We start from the raw sequence: 20490 nt of genomic DNA on the forward strand, positions 1-20490 counted from the left end.
TCGCCATCGGCCATCCGCTCGGCGCCTCGGGCGGCCGCCTGATGATCACCGCGCTCAACCAGCTCGAGGCGACCGGCGGCAAACGGGCGCTCTGCACCATGTGCATCGGCGTCGGCCAGGGCATCGCACTGGCGTTGGAGCGCGTCTGAGAGACTTCTTCGCTGGGACCGCGCCACTCGAGTGGCGCTCATGATCGGTGTGATCGACAAAGAATGCGCCACTGCAGTGGCGCGGTCCCAGCGACTGACTCATGTTGGACCACGGGCGTCTCGCCCGCTCATGATTCATGAGCATGAGCGGGCGACACGCCCGCGGTCCAGAAGAGCCTATGGCACCGCTTCGTCGAGCGTGACACCGGCCTGCCGCATCTCGGCCAGCATCCGTGCCTTGCTGCCGTCGAGGTCGATGGCCGCCGTCGCGGGATGGACGATGGCGACCTCGAAGCCCGCATGGCGGGCGTCGAGCGCGGACCAGGCGACGCAATAGTCGAGTGCCAGCCCGCACATCACCAGTCGCTTGAAGCCGCGCTCCGTGAGGTAGCCGGCGAGCCCGGTGCGCGTGATGCGATCGTTCTCGCGGAACGCCGAGTAGGAATCGATGCCAGGGTGAAACCCCTTGCGCACGTCCATCTGCGCCTTGCCGACCTGCAAGTCCGGGTGGAACGCGGCGCCCGGGGTGCCCTGCACGCAATGGTCGGGCCACAGGGTTTGCGGGCCGTAGGGAAAGTCCCGTGTGCCGAAAGGATCCGCGCCGGGCCAGGTGCTGGCGAACGAGGCATGTCCCGGCGGATGCCAGTCCTGCGTCAGGATCACGTGGTCGTGCCGCGCGATCAGCCGGTTGACCAGCGGCACGATCGCGTTCCCGCCGGGAACGGCGAGCGCTCCGCCTTCGCAGAAATCGTTCTGCATGTCGATGACGATCAGGGCTTCGTTCGGCATCCTGCCCGCTCCATCATAAGGGTGAGATATCGCCTCGGCGCTGCTCTTCCTCGAACGCCGCCGACCAGTCGTCGAATCCGCCCGACTCGATGGCGCCGCGCAAGCCACGCATGAGATCCTGATAGTAGTGCAGGTTGTGCCAGGTCAGCAGCATGGCCCCGAGGATCTCCTCGGCGCGGATCAGGTGGTGCAGGTAGGCTCGGCTGTGATGGCGGCAGGCCGGGCACGCGCAATGCTCGTCGATCGGCCGCGGATCGTCGCGATGACGGGCGTTGCGCAGGTTGAGCTCGCCGCGGCGCGTGAAGGCCTGCGCTGTGCGGCCGCCGCGGGTCGGCAGCACGCAGTCGAACATGTCGATGCCGCGCCGCACGGCGCCGACGATGTCGGTGGGCCGGCCCACGCCCATCAGGTAGCGCGGCCGATCGGCCGGCAGCATCGGCACAGTGATGTCGAGCACGGCGAACATCCGTTCCTGGCCCTCGCCGACGGCGAGGCCTCCGATCGCATAGCCGTCGAAGCCGATCGCCGTCAGCGCCGCGACGCTTTCCTCGCGCAGCGCTGGAAAGATACTTCCCTGGACGATGCCGAACAGGCCGTAGCCCGGTCGCACGCTGAAGGCCCGCTTGCCGCGCTCCGCCCACTTCATCGACAGGCGCATCGAGGCGGCAGCCTCGGGCTCCTCGACCGGCCAGCTCGTGCACTCGTCGAACGACATGGTGACGTTGGCATCGAGCAGCTTCTGGATCTCGATCGACCGCTCGGGAGTCAGGCGATGCTGGCTGCCGTCGATCGGCGAGCGGAAGGTGACGCCATCGGCATCGAGCTTGCGCAGCTCCTTGAGCGACATCACCTGAAAGCCACCCGAATCGGTCAGAATGGGCCGTGGCCAGTTCATGAATTTGTGCAGGCCGCCCAGCGCAGCAACCCGTTCGGCCCCCGGCCGCAGCATGAGATGGTAGGTGTTGCCCAGGATCATCTCGGCGCCGGTCTCGGCAACCGATTGTGGCATCATCGCCTTGACCGTGCCGGCGGTGCCGATGGGCATGAAGGCAGGCGTCTCGACCGTTCCATGCGCGGTGCCGATTCGGCCGCGCCGCGCGAGCCCGTCCCGGGCCAACAGATCGAACGAAAGACTCATCGGTGCAACAGACAACAATCGCCGTAGGAATAGAAGCGGTAGCGCCGGTCGATGGCGTGCGCATAGGCCGCCTTCATGCGCTCCAGCCCGGCGAAGGCCGCGACAAGCATGAAGAGGGTTGAGCGCGGCAGATGGAAATTCGTCAGCAGCAGATCGACCGCACGGAAACGAAAACCCGGCACGATGAAGATGTCGGTCTCGCCGGCCCAGCCGGCGAGAGCGCCGTCGTGCAATCGTGCGACCGTCTCCAGGAGGCGCAGCGCGGTCGTGCCGATGGACACGATGCGGCCGCCGCCGGCGCGCGCATGCTCTATGGCGCGGGCGGTCTGGTCGGGGACCTCGCCCCACTCGGCATGCATGGTGTGAGTGTCGGTGTCGTCGACCCGCACCGGCTGGAAGGTCCCGGCGCCGACATGCAGCGTCACGCCGGCCGTGGCGATTCCGGCTTCCTCGAGCGCCGCCAACAGGGCAGGCGTGAAATGCAGGCCCGCCGTGGGCGCGGCCACGGAGCCGTCGCGCCGGGCGAAAAGCGTCTGGTAGTCGGTGCGATCCTGCGCGTCGGCGATGCCTGATCGGATGTAGGGCGGCAGCGGCACGGCGCCCGCCCGCTCGAGGGCGGAGAGAAAGGGCGCACCAGTGGTCTCGAACACGAGCACGAGCGAGCCATCCTCGTTCTTGGCGCCGACCGTCGCGGCAAGGCCTTCGGCGAAAGTGAGCCGATCGCCATGACGGAGACGCTTCGTGGGGCGGGCGAAGCTGAGCCAACGTCCGCGCCCCAGATCGCGGATCAGCAAGGCTTCGACGGACACGTCCTGGCGTCCCGACGTTCCCGGTCGTATGCCGTGCAGGCGGGCCGGGATCACCCTGGTGTCGTTGAACACCAGCAGGTCGCCGCGGCGCAGCAGGCGCGGCAGATCGCGCACGCAGCGATCGTGCAGGCCGTCCGGCGCCACGTCGAGCAGCCGCGCGGAATCGCGCGGCTGGACGGGGCGCTGGGCGATCAGCTCGCCGGGCAGCGCAAAATCGAAGAGATCGACTCGCATCGTAAGGCTGGGCTTCTTCTCATCCTCCTCCCCAACGAAGTTGGGGGGTTGTCCGCGTCTTCGCGGACGGTGGGGTCATGACTCATGTGGACCGCGGGCGTCACGCCCGCTCTTCTCATTAGCGGGGGAGTCGCCCGCGGTGCGGTATCCCATGACCCCACCGGCGCCCAATGACGGCGACACCACCCCAAAATCGGTGGGGTGGAGTCATGTTCAGGTCTGGCCGATATCCATCACCTCCGCATCCGAGTCGTCGGCCGGCGGGTCCATGCCGGGATCGACCAGGCTGACGAAGCGATGGACTCCGGTGACGACCTCGCGCTTCACGCGCGCCCGCGTTTCCAGGCAATGCAGGTGCGCCAGGGTCTCGGCGAAGGCGAACACGACCTGGTTGTTGTCGAGATGGCGCGGGAAGAGCACCGGCACCATGTCCCAGCCGGTCGCGCCCTCGGCGCCGCGCTGGGCGATGGCATTCGCCATGTCGTTCATGCGCGCGTCGTGATGAGCGACCAGCTGATCGAGCCTCGTGTGCAGGCCGATGAAGGGAAAGCCGTGCGAGGGCAGCACCAGGGCATTGGCGGGCAGACGACGGAAGCGCGAGAAGCCGTCGAGGAACCAGCTGAGCGCATCGGCGCGCGGCTCGTTGGGCCATACGCCGACATTGGTGCTGATCTTGGGCAGCACCTGGTCGCCGGCGATCAGGACGTTGAGCTCGGGGCACCATAGCGAGGCATGCTCCGGGGCGTGGCCACGGCCTACGATCACGTCCCAGCGATGGCCGCCCAGGGTGATGGGATGGGCGTGGATCAGGCGCTGAAACGAGGTCGGCAGCGGCCCGACGCCCTTGGCATAACCGCCCTTGTGGCGGTGGAACAGGCCGATCTTGTCGGCCGGCACGCCGTTGCGCGCCAGATGGGTCGCGCGGACATCCTCGTTCTCGATGAAGTCGTTGCGGGCGGCGACTGCGCTCATGTACTCGCCGAGCGTCATGTAGAGCTGTGCGCCCCAGCGCTCGCACAGCCATCCGGCCATGCCCACATGGTCGGGATGCATATGGGTGGCGATCACGCGCACCACAGGCTTGCCGCCGAGATCGGCCGCGAAGATCCGCTCCCACAGCTCGCGCGTCTGCGGCATGTTGATGCCGGTGTCGACGATGATCCAGCCGTCCTGCTCCTCGATCAGCCACAGATTGATGTGGTTGAGCTGGAAGGGCAGCGGCATGCGCAGCCAGTGGATGCCGGGAGCGACCTTCTTGATGGTGCCGGGCTCCGGCACGTCGCCGCAGGGGAAACGCAATTGCGCCAGCAGGCGCTGGGCGATATCGGGTGAATCGGGCATGCGGCCACCCTAGCCACAGATGCCCGCCAGTGTCACGACTGCGAACCGATGGCCCGCCATGCGATATCGCGCCGGCAGAATCCTTCCGGCCAGTCGATCAGGTCGACGGCGCGATAAGCCCGGTCGCGGGCGATTTCCACGGTCGGCCCGACGGCCGTCACGTTCAGCACGCGGCCACCGTTGGCCAGCACCCGCTTGCCATCCGCCTTTGTCCCGGCGTGGAATATCTCGACGCCTTCGACCCGGCCCGCCGCGTCCAGACCGCGGATTTCGCTGCCCTTCTGGTAGGCGTCCGGGTAGCCTTTCGCCGCCATCACCACGGTCAGCGCGGTCTCGTCCGACCAGCGCAGGTCGAAATGGCTGAGACCGCCGTCGGCGGTCGCGATCAGGGCCGGCAGAATGTCGGACTTCAGGCGCGGCATCAGCACTTGGCATTCCGGATCGCCGAAGCGGCAATTGTACTCGAAGATCTTCGGGCCCTGGGCGGTGATCATCAGCCCGGCATAGAGCACGCCCTTGAAGGGCGAGCCGGCCTCGGCCATGGCGCGCACGGTGGGCAGGATGATCTCGTCCATGGTGCGCTGCTGCATGGCCGCATCGAAGATCGGCGCCGGCGAATAGGCGCCCATGCCGCCGGTGTTGGGTCCCTTGTCGCCGTCGAAGGCCCGCTTGTGGTCCTGGGCGCCGATCATCGGCAAGACATGCTCGCCGTCACACAAGGCGAAAAAGCTGGCCTCCTGGCCGACCAGGAACTCCTCGATCACCACCGAGGCGCCGGCCGCGCCGAAGCGGTTGCCCGACAGCATGTCGCGGGCGGCGGCGATCGCCTGGTCGACCGTCTCGGCCACGACGACGCCTTTGCCGGCCGCCAGGCCGTCGGCCTTGACGACGATGGGGGCGCCGCGGGCCTTGATGTAGCCCTCGGCCTTGTCGATGTCGGTGAAGCGTTCGTAAGCGCCGGTCGGGATGCCGGCCCGGCGAAACAGATCTTTGGTGAAGCCCTTTGAACCCTCGAGCCGGGCGGCTGCAGCCGACGGGCCGAACACCTTGATGCCGGCCTCCCCAAGGCGGTCGGCGAGGCCGGCCACCAGCGGCACCTCGGGGCCCACGACGACGAAGTCGATCTCCTGCGTGCGCGCGAGCGCCACCTGGCCCGCCAGGTCGTCCGCCGCGACGTCGAGGCATTCGGCGACCTGGGCGATGCCGGCATTGCCGGGCGCGCAATAGAGCTTGCTGCAGAGCGGCGAGGCGGCGATTGCCCAGCACAGCGCATGCTCCCGGCCGCCACCCCCTACGACCAACACCCGCATGACATCAACCCCTTGAAATCCATGGCCGAATTTCTGATATGCCGACCCAGGCGTCGGGCCTCGACAAAGACCATGAAACCCCTCGGGTGCAAAGCGGAGTTTTCGGCCATGGTGGATGAGCCGGTAGCGACCCACAGGCGTCCGCTTACCTGCTGCGATGCGCCGGTATAGCTTGGCGCCATGGAAGCAACGGCGTCAGAGCAGCTCGTCAGCAATGTCCCGGAATTCACCGTCTCGGAGCTCTCCTTCGCGCTCCGGCGGGAGATCGAGACGGCATTTCCGCGCGTGCGCGTGCGCGGTGAGATCAGCCAGCCGGTGTTTCCCCGGTCGGGCCACTGCTATTTCCGGCTGAAGGACGAGAACGCCGTGCTCGATGCCGTCTGCTGGAAGGCAACGATCCCGCGGCTCGGGCTCAGGGTCGAGGAAGGCCTGGAAGTCATCGCGACCGGAAGGCTCACGACCTACCCCGGCTCGTCGCGCTACCAGATCATCGTCGATCGCGTCGAGCTGGCCGGTGCGGGCGCCCTGCTGAAGCTGCTCGAGGACAGGCGGCGCAAGCTGCAGGCCGAAGGCCTGTTCGACCCCGAGCGCAAGCGGGCCTTGCCCTATCTGCCGGAGGTCGTGGGCGTCGTGACCTCGCCCAGTGGCGCGGTGATCCGCGACATCCTGCATCGCTTGGCCGACCGCTTTCCGCGCCGCGTTCTGATCTGGCCGGTGGCGGTCCAGGGCGAGAAGGCGGCGGGCGAGGTAGCGGCTGCGATCAACGGCTTCAACCGGCTGGCCGTGGACGGGCCCGTCCCGCGACCCGACGTGCTGATCGTGGCGCGCGGCGGCGGCAGCCTGGAAGATCTGTGGGCGTTCAACGAAGAGGTCGTCGTGCGTGCCGCCGCCGCATCGACCATTCCCCTGATCTCGGCGGTCGGCCACGAGACCGACACGACGCTGATCGATTTCGCGTCCGACCGTCGCGCGCCGACGCCGACGGCGGCGGCGGAAATGGCGGTGCCGGTGCGCGCCGACCTGGTGGCGGAGACGCTCGACTACGCCAAGCGCCTGGTCGGCGGGGTGAGCCGCCTGTTGCGCGAACGGGGCGTCGAGCTCACCGGACTGGCGCGCGGGCTGGGCGATCCGCGTCGACTGATCGAGGAGCGTCAGCAGCGCCTCGACGAGCGCGGCGAACGCCTGTCACTCGCCACCCGCCAGCTCGTCGAGCGCCGCGCACATACGCTGGCGGCGGCGCGTCTGGTGAGCCCGGTTGCCGTGCTGCTCGCCAAGCAGCAGGCGTTCACGAGCGAGGCCCGCATGCTCGACAGCGCGATGCGGCGCTATCTCGGCGAGGCCCGGCAAAAGATCGAACGTGCTGCCGACAGGGTCGATCAGCTCGGGGATCGGTTGCAGCGGTGCGGCAGGGAGTTCCTGCAAAATTGCCGGCGACGGGTCGAGCAGGCAGACAAGCTGCTCGAAAGCTATTCGTTCCGCTCGGTTCTCGAGCGCGGCTTCGCGCTGGTGCGCGACCAGGACGGCCATCCCGTTCTGGCCGCTGCCGACCTCAGGGCGGGCGACACCGTTGCCATCGACTTTGCCGACGGTCGAATCGGCGCGCGCGTTACCGACGGCGTCGGCACCGCGCCGCGGCCTGCTCCGGCACCCCGCCGCCGCGACAGTGGCGGTGGCGGCGAGCAGGGCTCGTTGCTGTGACATCAGGCGAGCGGTAAGCGACTCATGCTCTTCCTGGACCGCGGGCGTCCCGCCCCCGCAATCACATGAAACAAGAGCCGGCGGGACCCCCCCCGTCCACGAAGAGCATGAGTCGCTGGTGCAGGTCCCAACTGGAATCGCGCCGCTCGGCCGGATAGGGTCGGGCAACTCAGGGAAACATCATGACCACAGCGCCTCTGTCGACGCAAACGATCAGGAATTTCATGTATGCCAGCACCGCGACGGTATCGATGCAGATGCTGAAGCGCGGCTTTCGCAACAGCGCCATCAATGGCGCGCGACCGGTCAATGCCGCGTCGGCACGGATGGTCGGGCCGGCCTTCACGCTGCGCTACATCCCAGGGCGCGAGGACCTCGACCAGCCGCCCAGGCCCAGCGATCCACCGAGCGCGCAGCGCGAGGCGATCGAGGGAACGCCGGCCGGCCATGTCCTCGTCATCGGCACCGAGGGGAACACCGCCGCCGGCACGCTGGGAGATATCCTGGCCCTGCGCCTCAAGGTGCGCGGCGTTGCCGGCGTGCTGAGCGACGGCGCGATGCGCGACACGCCGGTGATCGGCAAGATGGAGTTCCCGGTGTTCTGCACCGCCGCAGCCGCGCCGCCCAGCATGACCCGGCTGCATCCGGTCGAGACCCAGACGCCGGTCGGAATCTGTGGTGTGCCTGTCTATCCGGGCGACGTGATCGTGGCCGACGAGGATGGCGCCATCGTCGTGCCGCGCCATCTCGCCGACGAGGTGGCACGCGACTCGTTCGAGCAGGAGCGGCTGGAGAAGTTCGTCGCCATCCGGATCAGTCAGGGGATTCCGATTTCAGGAACCTATCCGCCGAACGACGAGACCAAGGCGCTCTACGAAGCCTGGATAAAGGCCGGCGAGCCGGCCGGCGGCTGAACGGGGCGGCGGTGCCGGACGGTGACGGGTGACTGTCATTTTCTCCCGGACCGCGGGCATCTCGCCCGCTCATGAGAAGGGCGGGCGAGACGCCCGCGGTCCGGAAGAATCGCTCGCCCGAGCGCCTCACGGCGGCGAGGAACCGTAGGGCTTGGTGATGAGCTCCATGAGATGGCCGTCGGGGTCGTCGAAGTAGACGCCGCGGCCGCCCCAATGATGGTTGATCTTGCCGGGCTCGTGCTTGTGGGGATCGGCATAGTAGCGGACGCCGGCAGCTTTGATCTTGGCGAATGCCGTGTCGAATTCCTTGTCCTCGACCAGGAACGCATAGTGCGACGTCCGGACGTCCGGCGAATCGACGAAGTCCAGCGTCACCCCGTTGCTGGTTTGAACCGGACGGAAGGGACCCCACTGCGGGCCCGCCTCGACACCCAGGATGTCGGCCAGGAAAATGGCCGAGGCGTCCTTGTTCTTCGCTGGAATGATCAGGTGATTGAGGGCTGGCATGGGGCCTCCGCTGGCTTCACTCCAGCAACATAGGAACCCGGGCGAGCGGTTCAACACTCACGATGCCGCCGCGTCGGGCAGGACGCGGCGCTTCAGGGGTTGCCAGGTTCCGCGCGGAATGGGCTGCAAGGTCGCGAGAAACTGCTGCGCACAGCTCTCCCAGGTAAACGTCTCGGCGTGGCGACGACAGTCGGCGGGATCGCGCCCCACCGCGGCAAGGCAGGCCGACCGGAGATCCTCATCGAGCGCGCCGACCCCGGGAACGGTGATGACATCGAGCGGCCCTGGCACGGGATAGCCGGCAACCGGCACGCCCGACGCCAGCGCCTCGACCATGACCAGGCCGAACGTGTCGGTCCGGCTCGGAAACACGAAGCAATCTGCCTCGGCGTAGCGCGCCGACAATTCCTCCGTATCGACCGATCCGAAGAACCGCGCCTCGCCATAGCGGCGCTTCAGCTTTTCGAGTTGCGGGCCGCCGCCCACCACCCATTTCGTGCCGGGCAGGTCGAGGTCGAGGAAGGCCTGGATGTTCTTCTCGATCGCGACCCTTCCGGCATAGAGCCAGATGGGGCGTGGATCCTCGGCGTTGCGATGCGGGCGCGGCCGAAACGCCGCGATGTCGACGCCACGCGACCACGGAACCAGGTTCTTGAAGCCGCGCTGGGCCAGCTCATCGCGAATCGACTGCGCCACGACGAGCACCGCGGCCGAGGGCGCGTGGAAGCGCCGCACGAAGGCGTAGCTCCACGAGACGGGCAGACGGATGCGCGCGTGCACGTACTCCGGAAAGCGCGTGTGATAGGCGGTGGTGAAGGGAACACCACGGGAAAGGCAGAACCTGCGCGCCGCCCAGCCGAGCGGTCCCTCCGTCACCAGGTGAAGCGCATCGGGCGCGAACAGCTTCAGCATGTGCGCCAGGCGCGACGCCGGAAACAGCGACAGGCGAATCTCCGGATAGGTCGGGCAGGGCAGGGTGCGAAACCGGTCGGGCCCGAACACCTCGACGTCGTGGCCCTCGCCGCGCAGGATCTGTGCCACCGTCTCGATGGTGCGAACGACACCGTTGATCTGCGGTCGCCAGGCGTCGGAGACGATCCCAATGCGCAAGCGCCTGGCCCTACTCGGCCGCCAGGCGTGCCGGAACCAGCCGCGGTACGGCCCGTCGCCGCGCGTATTCCTCGGCCCATCGCACGATGCGCAGGCGACCCTCGAAGTCCTCGACCAGGGCCGTGCAGCTTTCGACCCAATCGCCGTCGTTGCAGTAGAGGATGCCGTCGATGGTGCGCATCTCGGCGTGGTGGATGTGGCCGCACACGACGCCGTCGACACCACGCCGACGCGCCTCGCCCGCCACGGCCTGCTCGTAGTTGTTGATGAACTGCACGGCGTTCTTGACGCGGTGCTTGAGGTAGGCCGACAGCGACCAGTAGGGCAGGCCGAGCCGCCGGCGCGCCCAGTTGAACAGCGTGTTGAGGCGCAGCGCGATCGTGTAGGCCCAGTCGCCGAGGATGGCGAGCCAACGCGCATAGCGTACGATGCCGTCGAACTGGTCGCCGTGGATCACCAGCAGCTTGCGGCCCTCGGGCGTGACATGGATCGCCTCTTCCTGGACGCGCACCTCGCCGAAGGTCAGCTGGCAGTATTGGCGCGCCGCCTCGTCGTGATTGCCGGGGACGTAGATGACGGTCGTGCCCTTGCGGGCCTTGCGCATGATCTTCTGCACGACGTCGCTGTGGGCCTGCGGCCAGTACCACCAGCGCTTCAGGCGCCAGCCGTCGACGATGTCGCCGACCAGGTACAGATACTCGCTCTCGTTCCGCTTCAGGAAATCGAGCAGCAGCTCGGCCTGGCAACCGCGCGTGCCAAGGTGGATGTCCGACAGGAAGATGGCGCGATGGCGGGCCGGTTGATGGCGTACGATCACAGTCATGTGGATAAGAGGCGACCGACACAAAATCTGTCGTGCGCGATTGCACGGAACGCTTTGGATTGTGTATGTCAGCCGTTGCGTCGCCGTGAACCGGTTGTGGCAGTTCGATGACATTCCCCGCGCCCAAGGCAATGCTGCTCATCGTCAATCCGACGGCTGGCCGGCACCGTCGCGGTCTGGTCGACGCCGTGGTGCAGCGGATCCGCGACGAAGGCTGGACGGTCGACACGGTCGAGACAGAGGCGCCCGGCGATGCCCGGCGACTCGCGGAAACCTGCGATGCCAGCCGCTACGCCGTCATCGCGGTGGCCGGCGGTGACGGGACGATCAACGAGGTGGTGAACGGCCTTGCCCGGCGGGGTGTCGACGCGCCGGCCGTGGGGATCGTGCCGCTCGGCACCGCCAACGTCCTGGCGCACGAGCTGGGGCTCGACTTTTCCGCCGCCGCCATCGCCCGGACCATGATTTCCGGCCACGCCCTGCCGGTGCGGCCCGGCCAGGCCGCCAATGGCTCGGAGCGGCCGCGCTGCTTCTCGCTGATGGCGGGTGCGGGTTTCGACGCCAAGGTCGTCGCCGGTGTCAGCACTAGGCTCAAGCGGCGCTGGGGACGTGCCGCCTATGTCTGGCGCTCGCTGATCGAGACGCGGCGCTATCGGCCAGTACGTTACGCCGTGAACATCGACGGGGTGCGTCACGAGGCAGCGTCGGTGATCGTGACGCGCAGCCGGCATTATGCCGGTCCGTTCGTGGTGGCTCCCGCGGCCGCGCTCGCCAATCCACTGCTGCATGTCTGCCTGTTCGAGCGCTGGGGCCGCATCCAACCTCTGCGCTTCGGGCTGGCGCTGCTGCTGGGGTGCCTGCCGCATACCGGCGGCTACCGCGTGATTGCCGGCCGCGAGGTCCACATCGCCGTGCTGAGCGATGCCGGCGAGACCGGCCGCCAGCCGGTCCAGATCGACGGCGACGACGCCCTCACGCTGCCGATATCGATCGGCCTTGCCGCCGGATCAGTGAGGCTGCTTCGTCCGGTGTAGTCATTGTCGGGACCCTGCCGCTCATGCGCCGGGAGCACGCCACTCCGTGGCGCTCATGGTCTTTTGGACCGCGGGCGGCACGCCCGCGGTCCGCATGAGCGCCACGGAGTGGCGCGCTCCCGGCCAAGAGCGCCACCGCTCACCGCACCGTCTGCTGCAGCCGGCGCGCCACGTCGGGTGTCGGATGGCCGTCCGCCGGCAGGCCGACCTGTTTCTGGAACAGGCGCACCGCCGAGCGGGTCTTGGGGCCGGCCAGGCCATCGGCTTCGTCGGTATAGAAGCCGAGCCGGGCCAGCCGCGACTGCATGTCGATGATGGCGTCGCGCGACAGCGGCGCGTCGTCGGCCGGCGGCGCCTGCATGACCGCGGGGCCGCCGGCGATCTGGCGCGCCAGGATACCGACCGCCAGCGCATAGAGCGTCGAGCGGTTCCAGTTCATCACCGCCTTGAAGTTCGGATAGAGGATGAAGGCGGGGCCGCGCCAGCCCGCCGGCAGGATGATCGACGATGGCTCGTCCGAATTGGGCAGCGGCGCTCCGCCCGCCTTCTTGACGCCCATGGCCGCCCACGCCCGCACCGGCTTCTCGATCGTGGAATCGGCCTGGTCGAGCGGGAAGCCCTGCGGCAGCATCACCTCCTCGCTCGATGGCAAGCCCGGCTTGAAGCCGACGCCGCGCAGGAAATTCGCCGCCGAGGCGAAGGCGTCCGGCAGGCTCTTCCACAGATCGATGCGGCCGTTGCCGTCGCGGTCGACGCCCCATTTCATGAAGGTCGACGGCATGAACTGCATGTTGCCCATGGCGCCGGCCCACGATCCGCGCATCTGGTCGCGGGTCATGTGATTGAGAGCGAGGATGCGCAGCGCCTGCACGGTTTCATTGCTGAAGAAGTCGCGGCGCTTGGTCGCGCACGCCAGCGTCGCCACCGACCGCACTACCTGGAAGTCGCCCATGAAGCCGCCGTAGTTGGTCTCGAGGCCCCAGAACGCCATGATGTATTGTGCCGGTACACCGTATTCTGCCTGGATGGCGTCGAGCAGAGCGCGGTTCTGCGCCATCCTCTGCTGGCCCTTGACGATGCGGTCGGGCGTTACCGATTTGCCGACATACCTGGCGTAGGTCTGGGAGAATTCAGGCTGGCGCGAATCGAGATCGACGATCTTCTGATCCGGCGTCAGGCCCTGGAAGGCGCGGTCGATCAGGTTGGCGGGGACGCCTTGGCGCAGCGCCTCGGCCTTGATGGTCTGCAGGCACGACTGGAAGTCGCTCTGCGCGACGGCTGGTCCGGCGAGGAGGGCCGTCGTTGCGGCCAGGAGCGTGATTTTCCAGAGAGGGGTCATGGCCCGAGCCTATCACGACCCGGCGACCGTCATTCCCTCGATTCTCACGGTCGGGGCGTTGGTGGAGCCCTTGAACTGCAGGTCGTTGGCGGGCGTCATGTTCAGGAACATGTCCTTCAGGTTGCCCGCCACCGTGATGCCGCTCACCGGCCAGGCGAGCTTGCCGTTCTCGATCCAGAATCCGGACGCGCCGCGACTGTAGTCGCCGGTGACGCCGTTGACGCCGAAGCCGATCAGGTCGGTGATGAACAGCCCGCTCTTGATGTCGGAGATCAGCTCGTCGACGGTCGGCTTGCCCTTCTCGAGATAGAAGTTCGAGGTCGTTGGCGAAGGCGGTCCCGAGGTGCCGCGCGCAGCATGACCGGTCGGCTTCAACTGGAGCTGGCGCGCCGCGGCGAGGTCGAGCAGCCAGGTGGTGAGCACGCCCTCGTCGATCACGGCATAACGCTTCGTCGGCAGGCCCTCGGCGTCGAACGGCCGGCTTCCCAGGCCACGCTTGCGCAGGGGATTGTCGAGAATGCGGATGCCGTCGGCGAAGACCTTGGCGCCCATCCTGTCCTTGAGGAACGACGTGCCGCGGGCCACGGCGCGGCCGTTGATGGCGCCGGCGAGATGGCCGATCAGGCTGCCCGAGACGCGCCGGTCGTAGACGACCGGCACGCGGGCGCTTTGCGCCTTGCGCGGATTGAGGCGACGGACAGCAAACTTGCCGGCGTTGCGGCCGACCCGGGAGGCCGCCATCAGGTCATCGAAATGAATGGCGCTCGACCATTCGTAGTCGCGCTCCATCGCCGTGCCCTCGCCCGCGAGCACCGCGCAGGACAGGCTGTAGCCGCTGCGTCCGTAGGCGCCGGAGAAGCCGTTGCTGGCGGTGAGCACGAACGATGTGCGCCCCCAGCTCGCTTCGGCACCTTCCGAATTGGTGACACCCCGCACGGAACGTGCGGCGTCCTCTGCTTCGGCGGCGAGCTCGAGCAATGACTTGGCCGTGGGCCGTTTCTTCTCGTACAGGTCGAGATCCGGCCATGCCGTCGCCAGGAGTTCGGCCGGCGCGATGCCGCAGACCGGGTCCTCGGGCACCGCGCGCGCCATGTCGACGGCGCGCTGGGCCAGGGTTCGCAGCGCCGCCGGTGCGAAATCGGTCGAGGACACGAAGGCCTGGCGCTGGCCCACGAACACGCGCAATCCCAGATCGCGGCCTTCGCTGCTTTCGAGCTTCTCGCGCGCGCCCATGCGCTGGGCGACCGAGATCGATTCGCCGTTGACATAGAGCGCATCAGCCGCGTCGGCGCCAGCGGCCTTCGCCCACTTCATGAGATCGCCGAGCAGGTTCGCGTCGGGACCGCTCGAGCCGCTCTTTTTCGCGCTGGAATTCTTGGAGGAGGATTTCGTCGCTTTGGCCATGCGGCCGTTCTACGCGCTCGCGGGCAGGGTCGTCGAGGTCCGTCGTTCTCCTCCCCAACGTCGTGGGGAGGTGTCCGCGTAGTCGCGGACGGAGGGTCATGCTCATCCGGACCGCGGGCGTCCCGCCCGCTCATGCTCATGATCATTCTCATGAGCGGGCGGGACGCCCGCGGTCCGGATGAGCATGACCCCTCCGTCGCCGATGACAGCGACACCTCCCCAGCGAAGCTGGGGAGGGAATGTAAAGTCAGTTCGCGTAGGCGATGCCGGCCCTGGTCTCGGAGATGGCGGCGTCGACGAAATTGATGGCGCGTTCGCGATGGCCGCCCTTGTTCGGTCTGGATTGGATCAGTTCCTGACGAGCGGCCTGCAGCGAGGCGAGTGCGGCCTGCATGTTTGGCTGGTTGGCGCCGGCGGCGCAGGCGCCGAGCACGGCGCCGACGGCCGCGCCGATGAACAGGTATCCGACCGGCGACTTGGACATGAAGCGGGGCATTTGAGGCACTCCAGAAATGTGCGGGGTGCGATCGGCAGCCCCGCACAGGATGGTAGTGAACGCCTCCGGTGGACGATACCGTTATTTCGCCGCGATCGCCCGATTGGCGGCGCACGTCACCGCCTTGAGCGAGGCGGTGACGATGTTGGAGTCCATGCCGACGCCCCACAGCGCCCGGCCGTCACTGGTCTCGGCCTCGATGAAGCTCACGGCCTGGGCGTCGGAGCCGGCGCCGGTGGCATGCTGGTGATAGTCGCGCACCTTGATGCCGACACCGCAGTTCCTGGCAAGGGCATCGACGTAGCCGGCGATCGGCCCGTTGCCGCGGCCGCTGATCGTCTGCTCCTTGCCGTGAAACGTCACCCGCGCGTCGAGAAGACGGATGTCCGGGTGTCCGGGTTCGGGCACCGTCGTATGGCTGACGAAGTCGACCGGAGTCTTGTTCTCGAGATACTCACGCCGGAAGGTGTCCCAGATCAGCGCCGGCAGGATCTCCTTGCCGGTCTCGTCGGCGATCTGCTGGATCGTCTTGGAGAACTCGACCTGGAGAAGACGCGGCATGTCGATGCCGTAGTCGCTCTTCAGGATGTAGGCGATGCCGCCTTTGCCCGACTGGCTGTTGATGCGGATGATCGCCTCGTAGGTGCGTCCGAGATCGGCTGGATCGATCGGCAGATAGGGCACCTCCCACATCTTGCTGTTCGAGGTCTGCAGCGCCTTGAAGCCCTTGTTGATGGCGTCCTGGTGCGATCCCGAGAACGCGGTGAACACAAGGTCGCCACCGTAGGGATGGCGCGGATGCACCGGCAGCTGGTTGCAGTACTCGACCGTCTGGCGGATCTCGTTGATGTTGGAGAAGTCGATTTCCGGATCAACGCCCTGGGTGAACATGTTGAGGCCCAGCGTCACAAGATCGACGTTGCCGGTGCGCTCGCCGTTGCCGAACAGGCAGCCCTCGATGCGATCGGCGCCGGCCATGTAGCCGAGCTCGGCGGCGGCGACGCCGGTGCCGCGGTCATTGTGCGGATGCAGGCTGAGAATGATCGAATCGCGGTACTTGAAATTGCGATGGCACCATTCGATCTGGTCGGCGTAGACGTTGGCCGACGCCATCTCGACCGTCGCCGGCAGGTTGACGATCATCTTCTTCTCCGGCGTCGGCTGGTAGACGTCGCCGACCGCGGCGCAGATGTCGCGCGCGAACTCGAGCTCGGTGCCGGTGAAGCTCTCCGGAGAGTACTCGTAGACCCACTCGGTATTGGGATCGGAGTCGGCCAGCTGCTTGACCAGCCTGGCGCCGGAGACGGCGATATCGATGATGCCGTCGTAGTCGAGACCGAAGACCACGCGGCGCTGCAGGGTCGAGGTCGAGTTGTAGAGATGGACGATGGCGCGCTTGGCGCCGCGGCAGGCTTCGAAAGTGCGCTCGATCAGCTCGGGCCGGCTCTGCGTCAGGACCTGGATGGTGACGTCGTCCGGGATCATCTTGTTGTCGATCAGCTCGCGAACGAAGTCGAAGTCGGTCTCCGACGCCGCCGGGAAGCCGACCTCGATCTCCTTGAACCCCATCTTGCACAGCAGGCCGAACATCCGCGTCTTGCGGTCGGAATCCATCGGCTCGACCAGGGCCTGGTTGCCGTCCCTGAGGTCGACCGCGCACCAGATTGGCGGCTTGGTGATGACCTTGGACGGCCATTGTCGGTCGGCGAGGGGAACGGGCTTGAAGGCAACGTACTTCTCGCCCGCTTGCGGCATCATCGGTTTCTGGGGTGACATGGCTGGCTCCTCGCGCCGCGCACGGCCGTATGGCTCGGGACGAACACTGCGATGGAAATAAAACGTGGCGGCGACTGGTGGGTAGGGAATGACGAACGACAAGCGATCCGCAGGGGGCCCGGAGGCCGGCGGATCAGCCAATAAGTCGAAGCGTCGTCAGTCGCAGCATTGAGGCCACAATACGGCCCCGCGGGCAGGAGTCAACCCGCCGGATGGCTTCCCATCCGGCGGGCCGTTGGCCAGGGGCGTTCAGCGCAGGGGGATATTGAAGTTGAGGTTCAGGCTTGGATCGGCGGGCGGCCCGTAGGAAGGGGCCATCGGCGCCATGTAGACCGGGGCCGGTGCGACGATGACCGGCTGGCGTTCGTAGACGACCCGGGGCGCGCGCTCATAAACGACCCGCGGCTCGCGCTCGTATATGACCCGCCGCGGCGGGTCATAGCTGCGCGCGTGGTGGTGACGATGGTAGTGGCGGCGCTCCCAGCCCCACCGGTCGTCGTCGCGGTCTCGTGCCTCGGCGCCCGCGGCCGTGACGACGCCAGCTCCGGCAATTGCCGCGACAAGGATGGTCCGCCAGTCAAACAAACGCATTTGCAGCCTCCTCCTGACATCAAGGACATCTACTCTTCGTCCCGATGCACGGGATACGAGTCGAATTGTGACGGCATCGAGGAACCGGAGGCTGCACCCGCGAGACGGGCTGTGGCCAAGTCGTGACCGCGCCTATCGCATGGGGAGGCTGAAATTGAAGTTGACGCTCGGCGGATACGACGGGCCGTACGAATAGGGCTGCGGATAAACCATCACCGGCTCCGGCACGACGTAGACCGGGGGCGGTGGCCGATAATAGCGCGGCTTAACGACCACGTAGTTCGGCTCATAGTAGTGATGGTGCTTCCAACGCTTCTTCCAGGGTGGATCGGCCTGCGCCGCGCCGGCGAAGGTAAGGGCGGCGACGCCGGCGAGGATGGCCAGGGGAGCCTTCCACAACAAAGCGGTTCGTGCCGAATCAGCGCTTGCGAACATTGCTAGTGCCCTCCACCCCGTGCAAAACGTCGGGCCACCCGCGTCGTTGCATTTCTGCGCAGCGGCCAGAAGGAATTATCGCGTCATGTTTTCTCGGTGCTTGTGACCAAGTTGTGGTAGTCGGAGTGAAAGGATTTCGGGAGGGTACGTCGATGGCAGGTCCGTTGGCCGGTGTCAGGATTCTGGATTGCACCACGGTGGTGCTGGGGCCTTGGGCGGCGCAACAGCTGGGCGATCTTGGCGCGGACGTCATCAAGATCGAGCCACCCGAGGGCGATACGACCCGACAGCTCGGCCCGGCGCGTCATCCCGGCATGGCCGCCTTCTATCTCGGCTGCAACCGCTCGAAGCGCTCGATCGTGCTCGATCTCAAGCAGGAGGCTGGCCGCAAGGCGCTGTTCAAGCTCGCCGAGACCGCCGACGTCCTGATGCACAATTATCGGCCCGAGCCCGCCAGGCGTCTGGGTGTGGAGTACGAGGCGTTCGAGAAGATCAACCCGCGTCTGGTCTACCTGGCGACCTACGGCTATCGAGCGGCTGGCCCGATGGGTCCCAAGGCCGCCTATGACGACATCATCCAGGCGGGCTCGGGGCTGGCGGCGCTGCAGTCCGTGGTGGCCGGCCAGCCGCGTTTCCTGCCGACCATCGTTGCCGACAAGACCAGCTCCAACGGCGTGGTGTCGGCGCTGCTCGCCGCGCTGTTCGCGCGCGAGCGCACCGGCCAGGGCCAGGCGGTCGAGGTGCCGATGTTCGAGACCCTGGTGTCGTTCGTCATGGTCGAGCATCTCTACGGCGAGAGCTTCCGGCCGGCGCTTGAGACGGCGGGCTACAAGCGGGTGCTCAACAAGGAACGCCGGCCCTATCCATCCAAGGACGGCCACTTCGCTCTGCTGCCCTACACCGACGGCCACTGGAAGGAATTCTGCGGCCTGATCGGCCGCGAGGATCTCGCCAAGGATCCGCGCTTCACCTCGCTCGCCAACCGGCTGAAGAACGTCGAGTACTACTACGCCACCCTGGCGGAGATCTGCGCCACGCGGACCAACGCCGAATGGGTGGAGCTGCTCCGGAACTCGAACGTCCCGCACGGCCCGGTCAATACGCTCGAGGATCTGTTCGTCGACCCGCAACTGCAGGCCACCGGCTTCTGGCACGAGGTCGAGCATCCGACCGAAGGCCGGCTGCGCATGCCCGACATCCCGCCGCGCTTCAGCAAGACCAAGCCCGAGATCTCGCGCCTGCAGCCGAGGCTGGGCGAGCACAGCATCGAGGTGCTGCGCGAGGCGGGCTTCAGCGAGGCGGAAGTCGACGCCATGCTGAAATCGGGCGCGACCAAGGCCGCGTGAGCCGTTTCGCGGCCGTCACGACATGAACAAAGTCGTTGGGTTTACCACCGGTGCGACCGACGTCATGGTGGCGTCTGGCGCGAAACGACGGCCGAGACCGTCGGGCAGGGTGGCCGGTGGCGCCACAGGGAGGATTTGAATGATTGTGCGTGCGACGCGGCGTGAGGTGCTTCGCTTTGGTTCCGCCGCGGCTTCCGTTGGCCTGTTGGCCGCTCCGGCCTTGGCTCAGTCGTGGCCGAGCAAGCCCATCAGGATCATATGCGGCTATCCGGCGGGCGGTCTCACCGACACGTTCGCCCGCGCCTACGGCGAGGCGATCGCCCAGAAGACCGGCCAGCCGGCGTTCGTGGAAAACAAGGCGGGTGCCAGCGGCGCCATCGCCGCCGAGCAGGTGAAGAATGCGCCGCCCGACGGCCACACCCTGATGTGGACCATCTCGACCACCATGATCATGAACAAGGTGCTGTTCAAGAAGCTGCCCTACGATCCCGACAAGGATTTTGCGCTGATCTCGTGGATGGATGCTGGGCACCTTCCGTTCATCGTAAACGCCAAGGTGCCCGCCAAGGACTTGGCCGAGTTTGCCGCCTATGCGCGGGCCAACAAGGCCAGCATCGGCACCTACGGTGCCGGCTCCTACAGCCATGTCGCGGTCGAAGCGCTCAACCGCAATTACAAGCTCGCCATGCAAGCGGTGCACTATCGTGGCGAGGCGCCGATGTGGCAGGACGTCGGCGCCGGCGCGGTGCAGGCCGGCAGCGGCAGCTACGCCGCCGCCTCGGGGCTGCTGCAGTCCGGCTCGGCCCGCGCGATCGCGGTGCCGACCAGGACGCGCATGAAGAAACTGCCCGACGTGCCGACGTTCTACGAGCAGGGCGTCACCGACCGGGCGTTCCTGGTCCAGGGCTTCATTTGCCTGGTCGGGCCTGCCGGCATGCCCAAGGATGTCGTCCAGAAGCTCTCGGATATCATGGTCGAGGCCGGCAAGAGCGAACGCATCCAGAAGATTCTCGATACTTTCGGCATCGACACGCCGGCCCAGGACCATGTGTTCTTCGCGAAGTTCATGGCCGAGCAGGGACCGGTCTGGATCGATCTGGTGAAGAGCCTCAACCTCGAGCCGCAGTGACGTCTCGCTTGGGAGCGCGCCACTCCTGTGGCGCACATGCTCTTCTGGTCCGCGGGCGTCCCGCCCGCTCTTCAACATCCTGAGCGGGCGGGACGCCCGCGGTCCGCAAGAGCGCCCC

At 67.1% G+C, this 20490-nt stretch carries 19 protein-coding genes and 1 pseudogene; 6 read left to right on the forward strand and 14 right to left on the reverse strand.

The window, feature by feature from the left end:
* Positions 1–149: pseudogene (locus tag AB7O82_RS27020) on the forward strand (3-oxoadipyl-CoA thiolase); the annotation flags it as partial.
* Positions 150–326: 177 nt separating this feature from the next.
* On the opposite strand, the gene pncA reads toward AB7O82_RS27020, so the two are convergent.
* The 5 genes from pncA to purD all read right to left on the reverse strand — a co-directional run bounded on the left by pncA (position 327) and on the right by purD (position 5770).
* Positions 327–938, reverse strand: a complete 612-nt coding sequence (gene pncA / locus AB7O82_RS27025; protein WP_428620593.1) for a bifunctional nicotinamidase/pyrazinamidase — start codon at positions 936–938, stop codon at positions 327–329.
* Positions 939–951: 13 nt separating this feature from the next.
* A complete protein-coding gene (gene tgt, locus AB7O82_RS27030; RefSeq protein ID WP_428548527.1) occupies positions 952–2076 on the reverse strand; it encodes a tRNA guanosine(34) transglycosylase Tgt in 1125 nt (374 codons plus the stop codon).
* Positions 2073–3119: a tRNA preQ1(34) S-adenosylmethionine ribosyltransferase-isomerase QueA gene (gene queA, locus AB7O82_RS27035; RefSeq protein WP_428548530.1), complete on the reverse strand. Its 1047-nt coding sequence runs from the start codon at positions 3117–3119 to the stop codon at positions 2073–2075. Before queA ends, tgt begins: the two co-directional genes overlap by 4 nt.
* Before the next feature lie 213 nt (positions 3120–3332).
* Entirely contained in the window at positions 3333–4460 is a 1128-nt protein-coding gene (locus AB7O82_RS27040; RefSeq protein WP_428548533.1) for an MBL fold metallo-hydrolase, read from the reverse strand.
* Positions 4461–4492: 32 nt separating this feature from the next.
* Positions 4493–5770: a phosphoribosylamine--glycine ligase gene (purD, locus tag AB7O82_RS27045; RefSeq protein WP_428548536.1), complete on the reverse strand. Its 1278-nt coding sequence runs from the start codon at positions 5768–5770 to the stop codon at positions 4493–4495.
* A gap of 180 nt (positions 5771–5950) precedes the next feature.
* Between purD and xseA the strand changes: the two genes are divergently transcribed.
* Both xseA and AB7O82_RS27055 read left to right on the forward strand, forming a co-directional pair.
* The gene (xseA, locus tag AB7O82_RS27050; protein WP_428548539.1) at positions 5951–7468 is read left to right on the forward strand and encodes an exodeoxyribonuclease VII large subunit; all 1518 of its coding nucleotides are present in this window, start codon (positions 5951–5953) and stop codon (positions 7466–7468) included.
* A 182-nt stretch (positions 7469–7650) separates the two neighbouring features.
* Complete coding sequence (locus AB7O82_RS27055; protein ID WP_428548542.1) at positions 7651–8382, forward strand: ribonuclease activity regulator RraA; 732 nt, start codon at positions 7651–7653, stop codon at positions 8380–8382.
* A 126-nt stretch (positions 8383–8508) separates the two neighbouring features.
* Here the strand turns inward: AB7O82_RS27055 and AB7O82_RS27060 are convergent, their stop codons facing one another.
* The 3 genes from AB7O82_RS27060 to AB7O82_RS27070 are packed head-to-tail and all read right to left on the reverse strand — an operon-like array spanning position 8509 to position 10822.
* The gene (locus AB7O82_RS27060) at positions 8509–8889 is read right to left on the reverse strand and encodes a VOC family protein (RefSeq protein WP_428548545.1); all 381 of its coding nucleotides are present in this window, start codon (positions 8887–8889) and stop codon (positions 8509–8511) included.
* Positions 8890–8946: 57 nt separating this feature from the next.
* Positions 8947–9999: a glycosyltransferase family 4 protein gene (locus tag AB7O82_RS27065; RefSeq protein ID WP_428548548.1), complete on the reverse strand. Its 1053-nt coding sequence runs from the start codon at positions 9997–9999 to the stop codon at positions 8947–8949.
* A 10-nt stretch (positions 10000–10009) separates the two neighbouring features.
* On the reverse strand, positions 10010–10822 hold the full coding sequence (locus AB7O82_RS27070) for a UDP-2,3-diacylglucosamine diphosphatase (protein WP_428548551.1): 813 nt from the start codon (positions 10820–10822) through the stop codon (positions 10010–10012).
* Between the two features lie 107 nt (positions 10823–10929).
* Here AB7O82_RS27070 and AB7O82_RS27075 point away from each other — a divergent pair, with 107 nt between their 5' ends.
* Positions 10930–11856 carry a diacylglycerol/lipid kinase family protein gene (locus AB7O82_RS27075; RefSeq protein ID WP_428548554.1) on the forward strand — a complete coding sequence of 309 codons (927 nt, stop codon included), beginning with the start codon at positions 10930–10932 and terminating at the stop codon, positions 11854–11856.
* A 139-nt stretch (positions 11857–11995) separates the two neighbouring features.
* Here the strand turns inward: AB7O82_RS27075 and AB7O82_RS27080 are convergent, their stop codons facing one another.
* The 6 genes from AB7O82_RS27080 to AB7O82_RS27105 all read right to left on the reverse strand — a co-directional run bounded on the left by AB7O82_RS27080 (position 11996) and on the right by AB7O82_RS27105 (position 17897).
* Positions 11996–13195 carry a lytic murein transglycosylase gene (locus tag AB7O82_RS27080; protein ID WP_428548557.1) on the reverse strand — a complete coding sequence of 400 codons (1200 nt, stop codon included), beginning with the start codon at positions 13193–13195 and terminating at the stop codon, positions 11996–11998.
* A 12-nt stretch (positions 13196–13207) separates the two neighbouring features.
* On the reverse strand, positions 13208–14599 hold the full coding sequence (locus AB7O82_RS27085) for a TldD/PmbA family protein (RefSeq protein ID WP_428548560.1): 1392 nt from the start codon (positions 14597–14599) through the stop codon (positions 13208–13210).
* A 247-nt stretch (positions 14600–14846) separates the two neighbouring features.
* Positions 14847–15095 carry a hypothetical protein gene (locus tag AB7O82_RS27090; protein WP_428548563.1) on the reverse strand — a complete coding sequence of 83 codons (249 nt, stop codon included), beginning with the start codon at positions 15093–15095 and terminating at the stop codon, positions 14847–14849.
* A gap of 81 nt (positions 15096–15176) precedes the next feature.
* Positions 15177–16871 (reverse strand): 2-isopropylmalate synthase, encoded by a 1695-nt coding sequence (gene leuA / locus AB7O82_RS27095; RefSeq protein WP_428548566.1) that lies wholly within the window; start codon positions 16869–16871, stop codon positions 15177–15179.
* Positions 16872–17120: 249 nt separating this feature from the next.
* On the reverse strand, positions 17121–17462 hold the full coding sequence (locus AB7O82_RS27100) for a hypothetical protein (protein WP_428548569.1): 342 nt from the start codon (positions 17460–17462) through the stop codon (positions 17121–17123).
* Positions 17463–17594: 132 nt separating this feature from the next.
* Entirely contained in the window at positions 17595–17897 is a 303-nt protein-coding gene (locus tag AB7O82_RS27105; protein ID WP_428548572.1) for a hypothetical protein, read from the reverse strand.
* A gap of 152 nt (positions 17898–18049) precedes the next feature.
* Here AB7O82_RS27105 and AB7O82_RS27110 point away from each other — a divergent pair, with 152 nt between their 5' ends.
* Both AB7O82_RS27110 and AB7O82_RS27115 read left to right on the forward strand, forming a co-directional pair.
* On the forward strand, positions 18050–19243 hold the full coding sequence (locus AB7O82_RS27110; protein ID WP_428620595.1) for a CaiB/BaiF CoA transferase family protein: 1194 nt from the start codon (positions 18050–18052) through the stop codon (positions 19241–19243).
* A 139-nt stretch (positions 19244–19382) separates the two neighbouring features.
* Positions 19383–20372: a Bug family tripartite tricarboxylate transporter substrate binding protein gene (locus AB7O82_RS27115; RefSeq protein ID WP_428556040.1), complete on the forward strand. Its 990-nt coding sequence runs from the start codon at positions 19383–19385 to the stop codon at positions 20370–20372.
* The last annotated feature ends 118 nt before the right edge of the window (positions 20373–20490 follow it).

Source organism: Reyranella sp., assembly GCF_050185545.1.
Taxonomy (GTDB): Bacteria; Pseudomonadota; Alphaproteobacteria; order Reyranellales; family Reyranellaceae; genus Reyranella.

Excerpts from the sequence above, each read along its gene's own strand:
- pncA (WP_428620593.1), bottom strand. The coding sequence starts at position 938 with ATGCCGAACGAAGCCCTGATCGTCATCGACATGCAGAACGATTTCTGC.
- tgt (WP_428548527.1), bottom strand. The coding sequence starts at position 2,076 with ATGAGTCTTTCGTTCGATCTGTTGGCCCGGGACGGGCTCGCGCGGCGC.
- queA (WP_428548530.1), bottom strand. The coding sequence starts at position 3,119 with ATGCGAGTCGATCTCTTCGATTTTGCGCTGCCCGGCGAGCTGATCGCC.
- AB7O82_RS27040 (WP_428548533.1), bottom strand. The coding sequence starts at position 4,460 with ATGCCCGATTCACCCGATATCGCCCAGCGCCTGCTGGCGCAATTGCGT.
- purD (WP_428548536.1), bottom strand. The coding sequence starts at position 5,770 with ATGCGGGTGTTGGTCGTAGGGGGTGGCGGCCGGGAGCATGCGCTGTGC.
- xseA (WP_428548539.1), top strand. The coding sequence starts at position 5,951 with ATGGAAGCAACGGCGTCAGAGCAGCTCGTCAGCAATGTCCCGGAATTC.
- AB7O82_RS27055 (WP_428548542.1), top strand. The coding sequence starts at position 7,651 with ATGACCACAGCGCCTCTGTCGACGCAAACGATCAGGAATTTCATGTAT.
- AB7O82_RS27060 (WP_428548545.1), bottom strand. The coding sequence starts at position 8,889 with ATGCCAGCCCTCAATCACCTGATCATTCCAGCGAAGAACAAGGACGCC.
- AB7O82_RS27070 (WP_428548551.1), bottom strand. The coding sequence starts at position 10,822 with ATGACTGTGATCGTACGCCATCAACCGGCCCGCCATCGCGCCATCTTC.
- AB7O82_RS27075 (WP_428548554.1), top strand. The coding sequence starts at position 10,930 with ATGACATTCCCCGCGCCCAAGGCAATGCTGCTCATCGTCAATCCGACG.
- AB7O82_RS27080 (WP_428548557.1), bottom strand. The coding sequence starts at position 13,195 with ATGACCCCTCTCTGGAAAATCACGCTCCTGGCCGCAACGACGGCCCTC.
- AB7O82_RS27085 (WP_428548560.1), bottom strand. The coding sequence starts at position 14,599 with ATGGCCAAAGCGACGAAATCCTCCTCCAAGAATTCCAGCGCGAAAAAG.
- AB7O82_RS27090 (WP_428548563.1), bottom strand. The coding sequence starts at position 15,095 with ATGCCCCGCTTCATGTCCAAGTCGCCGGTCGGATACCTGTTCATCGGC.
- leuA (WP_428548566.1), bottom strand. The coding sequence starts at position 16,871 with ATGTCACCCCAGAAACCGATGATGCCGCAAGCGGGCGAGAAGTACGTT.
- AB7O82_RS27100 (WP_428548569.1), bottom strand. The coding sequence starts at position 17,462 with ATGCGTTTGTTTGACTGGCGGACCATCCTTGTCGCGGCAATTGCCGGA.
- AB7O82_RS27105 (WP_428548572.1), bottom strand. The coding sequence starts at position 17,897 with ATGTTCGCAAGCGCTGATTCGGCACGAACCGCTTTGTTGTGGAAGGCT.
- AB7O82_RS27110 (WP_428620595.1), top strand. The coding sequence starts at position 18,050 with ATGGCAGGTCCGTTGGCCGGTGTCAGGATTCTGGATTGCACCACGGTG.
- AB7O82_RS27115 (WP_428556040.1), top strand. The coding sequence starts at position 19,383 with ATGATTGTGCGTGCGACGCGGCGTGAGGTGCTTCGCTTTGGTTCCGCC.